Genomic DNA, 6,620 nt, shown 5'->3' with positions numbered 1-6,620 from the left:
CTTGCCCAGGTTGGTAAGGTTTCTGGAGTACTGAAGGATCCTACTTTTTCTGAATTCGCGGATTGGTATATTGAATACGTCAAGCCGCTACAGAAGAGTTGGAAGACTCCGTTAACGCGAACCAAAAATATTGATCGGCTTCTATCGTAGAAATCAAAAAAGTGATTGTGAAAAAATTGTGAAATTTGGTTTTTCATGCTAAACATATAGAATATTTAATTTATATTAATACAATAACCTGGCGGTGTAGCTCAGTCGGCTAGAGCAGTGGAATCATAATCCACGTGTCCGGGGTTCGAGTCCCTGCACCGCTACTGCACCAGACCCTGCAGGTTTTAAAACCTGCAAGGTCTTATGATTTAAGGAATTTAAAAATGACCGAAAGAAAAAAACTCAGTGATTCGGAAATTCAAGAAAATCTTGCGCAATTATCCGGCTGGAATATTGAGAACGGAAAACTGCACAAAAATTTCCAATTTCAATCTTTTGTGGAAGCATTCGGATTTATGACCAAAACAGCTTTAGCAGCCGAAGCCATGAATCACCATCCGGAATGGTTCAACGTTTACAACAAGGTCACAGTTGACTTATCCACGCACGATCTGGGGGGCATCAGTACCTGGGATTTTGAACTGGCAAAAAAGATGGAGGAATTTACCGGATAATTTTCCTTTCTTAATAAGAGCCTAGTTGTTTCTTCCCTTATAAGGTTTGGATAGGCCTTTTATTAAACCTGTATTTTCAAACTTTTTCCTACCTGCGGCCTTTTCTAAATCTTACTAAAGTTTATTAAAACCCATCTCATTTTCTTTCAAAAAAAGACGATAACCAGTTTGTAGGGTTTCAATTCCTGAATTTTTCAATCTCGATCATAAAGGGATTATGGTTTTATGGCACAAATTCATTTTACCATTCCAAACGAGTAATATTGAGATTCTATAATTTATGTATATGTTTTTTAATTAGGCATTTTAGTTGCGATTTATATCTTGTGTAGATTATTTTTTTAAGAAACTTAGATTTTAAATGGAAATGTCCCAATTAAAGTTTGCTGATAGTGAGTTTCCAAAATCATTTATTTGGACGGTCGCTGCAATTTGCGCGTTGCCTTTTCTGCTTAATTTATTAGGTGTTGATTTTGGGTCTCAAGCAACACCCTTTCCCTGGGCGGACTCAGCCGAAATGGCTTCGTCTGAACCTATATGACACTTTCAGCCATTGAAGTCCTCTTAGTTGAGGCTGATACAGGGGATGTGGAATTAACCCGGGAAGCCTTAGTAGAATCCAAATTAAAGATGAACCTAACGGTCGTAAATGACGGGGTTGAGGCCTTTGGCTATTTACGGAAACAGAGTGGTTACGCCAATGCAGTGCGTCCCGACTTGGCTGCAATTGCTATGTGACCAAACCAGTTGGGTTAGAACAGTACACAGAGGTCATTCAAGCCATCGAAAATTTTTGGTTTACAGTTGTAAGGCTGCCGACTCATGCATGACAGTCCTATCAAAATGCTCCTTTTCGAAGATGACCCGGGCGATTTTGCTCTGCTTCGAGAATACATCGCCGAAGACAAATCCGCCAACATAAAATTAGAAAACGTCCAACGATTGGAAGACGGTCTTAAGCTTTTATCCGAGAATAAGTTTGATATTATCCTGGTAGATCTGAGCCTTCAGGACAGTCACGGTTTTGAGACCTTTGAACAAATAAACACGACCTGGCCTGAAATCCCTATTATTGTTTTAACCGCAAACGAGGATGATGACCTTGCGACTCAAGCAGTTAAGGCAGGGGCGCAGGATTATCTGGTTAAAGGACAATTTGAGCAGCAACTCCTCATTCGCTCGATTCGTCACGCTCTCGAGCGGCATCAGCTTTTGCGCGAATTGAAAGCTGCACGGGTGGCCGAGCGGTTTTTAGCCTATCGCGATAACCTCACCAAACTTCCCAACCGACAACTATTTTATGACCGCTTGCATCAGGCGATATTACATTCGAAAAGGCACAAGAACGTCTTTGCAATTCTGTTCCTCGACCTGGATGGTTTTAAAGCTATTAATGATAAGCTGGGCCACAGTACCGGTGATTATTTATTAAAAATGGCCGCCGAACGTCTGAAAAAATGTCTCCGTCAAAGCGACACGGTATCCCGTTGGGGCGGGGACGAATTTACAATTATTCTGAACAGAATTTCTCAAGAACAAGATGCGATTAAAGTCGCGCACAAAATATTGGAATCAATTTCACAGCCCTTTCAGGCCGAGGAATATGATCTTTTTGTAACCACCAGCATCGGCATCTGTCTCTATCCCTCCGATGCGACGGATGTTGAAGATCTGCTGAAGAATGCGGACACCGCGATGTACCGCGCCAAAAAAGACGGCAAGAACAGCTTCAGGTGCTATGATCCCTCAATGGATGTGAATTACCTGGAGCATGTAACTCGAGTTAATAGTTTGAAAAAGGCTATTGAAGGCGATGAGCTTGAGGCGTTTTATCAGCCCCAGGTAAATCTGAACACAAAAAAAATTGCTGGAGTCGAGGCTTTTGTGCGCTGGCGTCATCCGAACTTGGGTTTGATCCCGCCATCTCAATTCATGCCGTTGGCGGAAGAGACCGGCTTGATTTTACAAATTGATGAGTGGATGCTGCGGCAGGCTTGCGCTCAAAATAAGCGTTGGCAGGATGAAGGACTGCCGGCCATTCGGGTGTCAGTGAATTTGTCCGACCGCACGTTCCGTGAACCGGAAGTCCAGCAGACTTTAAATCGAATTTTAGAGGAAACTGGCTTAGAAGCAAAATACCTTGTTCTTGAAATAACCGAAAATGATGCTATGCAGAATGTGGAAAAAACTGTTGAAAGATTAAAAAAATTCAAGGATATAGGCGTCCAGATTGCCCTGCATCAATTTGGTACCGGCACCTCTTCTTTGAGTTGTCTGAAGCGTTTGCCAAAGGATATGCTAAAAATCGATCGGTCTTTTGTGAAGGGTCTCAATGAAAATGAGGAAGACAGAACGATTACCAAAGGTATCACAGCTTTAGCTCACAGTCTCGATTTGAAAGTCATTGCGGAAGGAGTTGAAACCAAAGAGCAGCTGTCATTCTTGTTAATACCCGGATGTGACGAAGTGCAAGGATATTTGATTAGTCGCCCGGTGCCCTCGGGTGAGTTAACCGAATTACTAAAGTCAGGTTGGCAGATGGATGGAAGTGGGCAGGAACCGATCGTGGTAGATGTGGAAAGTGTTGAGGCCGCGGCGTGACCCATTGGCTCAATCCAAACGACCCCTGTTATGCCTGCGAAGATCTGTCTTGGTGGGAATGACACAGTTTTGTTTTATTTAGATGTAAACCAATCGTTCCAGCATGCTTAATGAACCGATAAAAATTCTCTTAGTTGAAGACGACCTTTTTTACGAAGATTATCTCAGCGAAATCTTCGCAGAAGAGACCGAGATTTCCTACGAACTCAACCATGTTGTTCGAATTAAGGATTGCGTTGAACACCTTGAACAGGATAACTTTGATGTTATTCTAATAGATCTGAATCTGCCGGATTGCACCGGTTTAGACACGATTTACGAAGTTGAGAGTCAAGCTTCTAATACACCGATCATTGTTTTGACAGAACAAGATGATAACGAGCTTGCTTCCCAAGCTCTTCAGTCAGGAGCCCAAGATTATCTTGTAAAAGGTCAGATCGATCGTAGCACGTTAGAACGCTCAATTCGTTATGCCATTGAAAGAAACCGCCTGCTCGAGCAACTGGAAGAATCTAAACGTTTGCAACGACACCTTGCTTATCACGACGCCTTAACCATACTGCCCAATCGTCACCTGCTTCATGATCGTTTGCAGCAAGCGTTGGCGCAGTCAAAGCGCTCTGGAAAACTGGCAGCACTGCTCTTTCTCGATTTGGATGGTTTTAAACGCATTAACGATACTCTGGGTCACGGAATCGGCGACTTATTGTTGAAATCTGTTGCAAAGAGATTAAAAACGACTGTTCGGCAGGTGGATACCGTCGCCCGTTTAGGCGGTGACGAATTTACCATCGTACTTTTAGAAATTAATCATGCTCAAGATGCCAAGGACGTTGCCCAAAAAATTCTCAAAGTGATTTCCCAGCCTTATAAAATCGAAGAACATGAATTGTTCGTAACGGCAAGTGTCGGAATTAGCATTTATCCGGATGACGGTTCTGACATCGAGAGCTTGATCAGAAAAGCAGATATCGCCATGTATCGAGCCAAGGGGCAGGGTAAAAATAATTATCAGGTTTATAATCTCTCGATGGATGCAAAATTCTTCGAACGCCTGACTCTTGAAAATAGCCTGCGCAAAGCGGTTGAAAATGAGGAACTTGTGGCTTATTACCAGCCTCAGGTGGACTTACGGACTGGAGAAATAACCGGAGTTGAGGCGCTGGTTCGCTGGCAGCATCAGAAGTTCGGTTTGGTGCCGCCAGATAAGTTCATTCCACTGGCCGAAGAGACCGGCGTCATTTTGGAAATAGATGAATGGATGATGAAGACCGCCTGTCGGCAAATTAAAAACTGGGAGAGGGAGGGCATTGCCAATATTAGAGTAGCGGTCAATTTATCAACTCGTCAATTCCGCCAAAAGAATCTTACTGAAAAGGTTGCTCAAATTCTGAATGACTCCGCGGTACAGCCCAAGAATTTATGCTTGGAAATTACCGAAAACGAAGTGATGCACAATATTGAAACAACGGTCGAAATTCTGCAAGCGCTTAAAAAGATGGGCGTTCTTCTTTCATTGGATGACTTCGGTACAGGTTATTCATCGCTGAGTTATTTGAAACGTTTTCCGATAGATATACTTAAGATTGATCGAACTTTCGTGAACGGCATTCCGTCAGACCGTGACGATACGGCGATTTCAACGGCAATTGTCGTTCTGGCACATAGCATGGAATTAAAAGTCATTGCTGAAGGTGTTGAAAAATCAGAGCAGATTGCATTCTTACAATCTTTGCAATGCGACGAGATTCAAGGCTTTTATTTCAGTCGGCCGCTAAATGCGGAAACGGTGACAGATCTCCTTAAAGTAAAAAAACGATTATTCCTCCCTAACTGATTCCGAGTGTAAGACAAATAGCTCTATTCAAGGTTGCCGCAACGAAGGAAGAGACGGTTTTATTTGGAGAATCGACGACACGGTATAAATTTTTATTTCTATAACCTTGATTGAAAAAGCCAGAAAACTTGAGCAGCATTTAGCTTACCAAGACACGTTGACCAGCTTACCCAATCTGCAGTTATTTTACGACCGTTTGCAGCAGGCGCTCTTTCATGCATAGCGGTATTCGAAATGTGCAGCGGTTTTACTTGTCGACGTCGATGGCTTCAAGCGAATCAATGATAATAAAGGCCATGCCGCTGGAGACCGCGACTGTGGGTTAGCCCGGAGTTTGCGAATGAGTGTGATCGCCGAAGGTGTTGAGACGAGAGAACAAATTGAATTTTTGGAATCGGTAGAATGTGAGGAGATGCAAGGGTTTTATTTCAGCGGCCGCTTCCACCCGAGCAACTCTATGATTTTTTGAGATCGGATGAGGTCGTGTTTAGAAAGAAAGTGCACGTGGTTGACACTTCAGTGCCAGGTTAATCCCACTTTTGATCGTCAAATAATCTCAGGACTTCCAGTTTTTGGTCGGTGGTCAAGTCGTACCCATCGATGATTCTCCACAGATGCTCGCCTTTTTCCAACCGCTGTTGAATTTCTTTCAGAATTTTTGGGTCAGGTGATTCCATCACTTTTTTTTCCTTATTGCCAAAGAATAGTTAGCCTAACACAGAACTTGCTTTTTTATCATCTGTCGTAGATAAAACGATCAAACTTACGTCGCCGGCTGTAGTGAGAAAAGCCTGTTCTATATTTATTTTCTTTTTCCCAAGTTTGTCGGCTAACTCGGCCAAGGCGCCGGGGTGATTTTCTAACATAACCGTTACGACCTGTCCTTCCCCATACATCAAACCTAATTTATGGAGAATCTCTTTTGCCTTTTCCGGTTCGTCCACGATTAGTCTAACAATTCCCCAATCGAGGTCATCCACGATTGAGAGGGCTTTGATGTTGATGTTTGCTTTGGCAAGGGCTATGGAAAGCTCTCCTAAGCTTCCTACCTTATTTTGAACAAAAACGGATAATTGTTTTTCTAAGGGCATGAATTCCTCCGTAACTTTAAAAAATAAATATATGGCGTGCAAAATTATAGACAATCACTTTAGAAAATGCAAGGGAAAAGTAGAAAATTTAATCAAATCTGAGGGGGTTGATTTTTAGTGTTTATTACGTTATTTTTATGCGGATTTAATTTTTAAAGTGTCTGTCCAAGCAAATCGACTTTAAATGTCATTCTGAACAGCACAAAGCGAAAAATCTTTTTTGCGGGTGGAATGTTGAGTATTTAAAAATATTTTTCGCTTCTCTCAAAATGACTTTTAATGGTATTTTTAAAATATATAACCTGATTAATTCACAAACCATAAAAGTCGTCATTCCCGCGAAGCCTGTCCTCGCGAAGGCGGGGAGCGGGAATCCACACCAAATCAACAACTTAGTGCAGGTAATGGATGCCCGACTACTCGGGC

The 6,620-nt window shown here is 42.5% G+C and carries 6 protein-coding genes, 1 tRNA gene and 2 pseudogenes; 7 read left to right on the top strand and 2 right to left on the bottom strand.

Features of this window, described 5'->3' with window-relative positions; translation table 11 throughout:
- Positions 1 to 240: 240 nt before the first annotated feature.
- The 7 genes and pseudogenes from IH879_17255 to IH879_17225 all read left to right on the top strand — a co-directional run bounded on the left by IH879_17255 (position 241) and on the right by IH879_17225 (position 5,572).
- Positions 241 to 314: transfer RNA gene (locus tag IH879_17255), tRNA-Met, on the top strand.
- Between the two features lie 60 nt (positions 315 to 374).
- On the top strand, positions 375 to 665 hold the full coding sequence (locus IH879_17250; protein MCH7676671.1) for a 4a-hydroxytetrahydrobiopterin dehydratase: 291 nt from the start codon (positions 375 to 377) through the stop codon (positions 663 to 665).
- Between the two features lie 537 nt (positions 666 to 1,202).
- Positions 1,203 to 1,495, top strand: a pseudogene (locus IH879_17245) (hypothetical protein).
- Positions 1,488 to 3,266 carry an EAL domain-containing protein gene (locus tag IH879_17240; protein MCH7676670.1) on the top strand — a complete coding sequence of 593 codons (1,779 nt, stop codon included), beginning with the start codon at positions 1,488 to 1,490 and terminating at the stop codon, positions 3,264 to 3,266. The pseudogene IH879_17245 and the gene IH879_17240 overlap by 8 nt, the downstream one beginning before the upstream one ends.
- Before the next feature lie 103 nt (positions 3,267 to 3,369).
- Positions 3,370 to 5,103, top strand: a complete 1,734-nt coding sequence (locus IH879_17235; GenBank protein MCH7676669.1) for an EAL domain-containing protein — start codon at positions 3,370 to 3,372, stop codon at positions 5,101 to 5,103.
- 232 nt (positions 5,104 to 5,335) lie between these two features.
- Positions 5,336 to 5,380: pseudogene (locus IH879_17230) on the top strand (hypothetical protein).
- 57 nt (positions 5,381 to 5,437) lie between these two features.
- On the top strand, positions 5,438 to 5,572 hold the full coding sequence (locus IH879_17225) for an EAL domain-containing protein (protein ID MCH7676668.1): 135 nt from the start codon (positions 5,438 to 5,440) through the stop codon (positions 5,570 to 5,572).
- A 58-nt stretch (positions 5,573 to 5,630) separates the two neighbouring features.
- On the opposite strand, the gene IH879_17220 is transcribed toward IH879_17225, so the two are convergent.
- Positions 5,631 to 5,780: a hypothetical protein gene (locus IH879_17220; protein MCH7676667.1), complete on the bottom strand. Its 150-nt coding sequence runs from the start codon at positions 5,778 to 5,780 to the stop codon at positions 5,631 to 5,633.
- 30 nt (positions 5,781 to 5,810) lie between these two features.
- A complete protein-coding gene (locus tag IH879_17215; GenBank protein MCH7676666.1) occupies positions 5,811 to 6,194 on the bottom strand; it encodes an amino acid-binding protein in 384 nt (127 codons plus the stop codon).
- Between the last annotated feature and the right edge of the window lie 426 nt (positions 6,195 to 6,620).

This window comes from candidate division KSB1 bacterium (genome assembly GCA_022562085.1).
Classification (GTDB): Bacteria; Zhuqueibacterota; Zhuqueibacteria; order Oceanimicrobiales; family Oceanimicrobiaceae; genus Oceanimicrobium.
This window is presented reverse-complemented; position numbering and strand designations above follow the sequence as displayed.

Excerpts from the sequence above, each read along its gene's own strand:
- IH879_17215 (MCH7676666.1), bottom strand. The coding sequence starts at position 6,194 with ATGCCCTTAGAAAAACAATTATCCGTTTTTGTTCAAAATAAGGTAGGA.
- IH879_17235 (MCH7676669.1), top strand. The coding sequence starts at position 3,370 with ATGCTTAATGAACCGATAAAAATTCTCTTAGTTGAAGACGACCTTTTT.
- IH879_17220 (MCH7676667.1), bottom strand. The coding sequence starts at position 5,780 with ATGGAATCACCTGACCCAAAAATTCTGAAAGAAATTCAACAGCGGTTG.
- IH879_17240 (MCH7676670.1), top strand. The coding sequence starts at position 1,488 with ATGCATGACAGTCCTATCAAAATGCTCCTTTTCGAAGATGACCCGGGC.
- IH879_17250 (MCH7676671.1), top strand. The coding sequence starts at position 375 with ATGACCGAAAGAAAAAAACTCAGTGATTCGGAAATTCAAGAAAATCTT.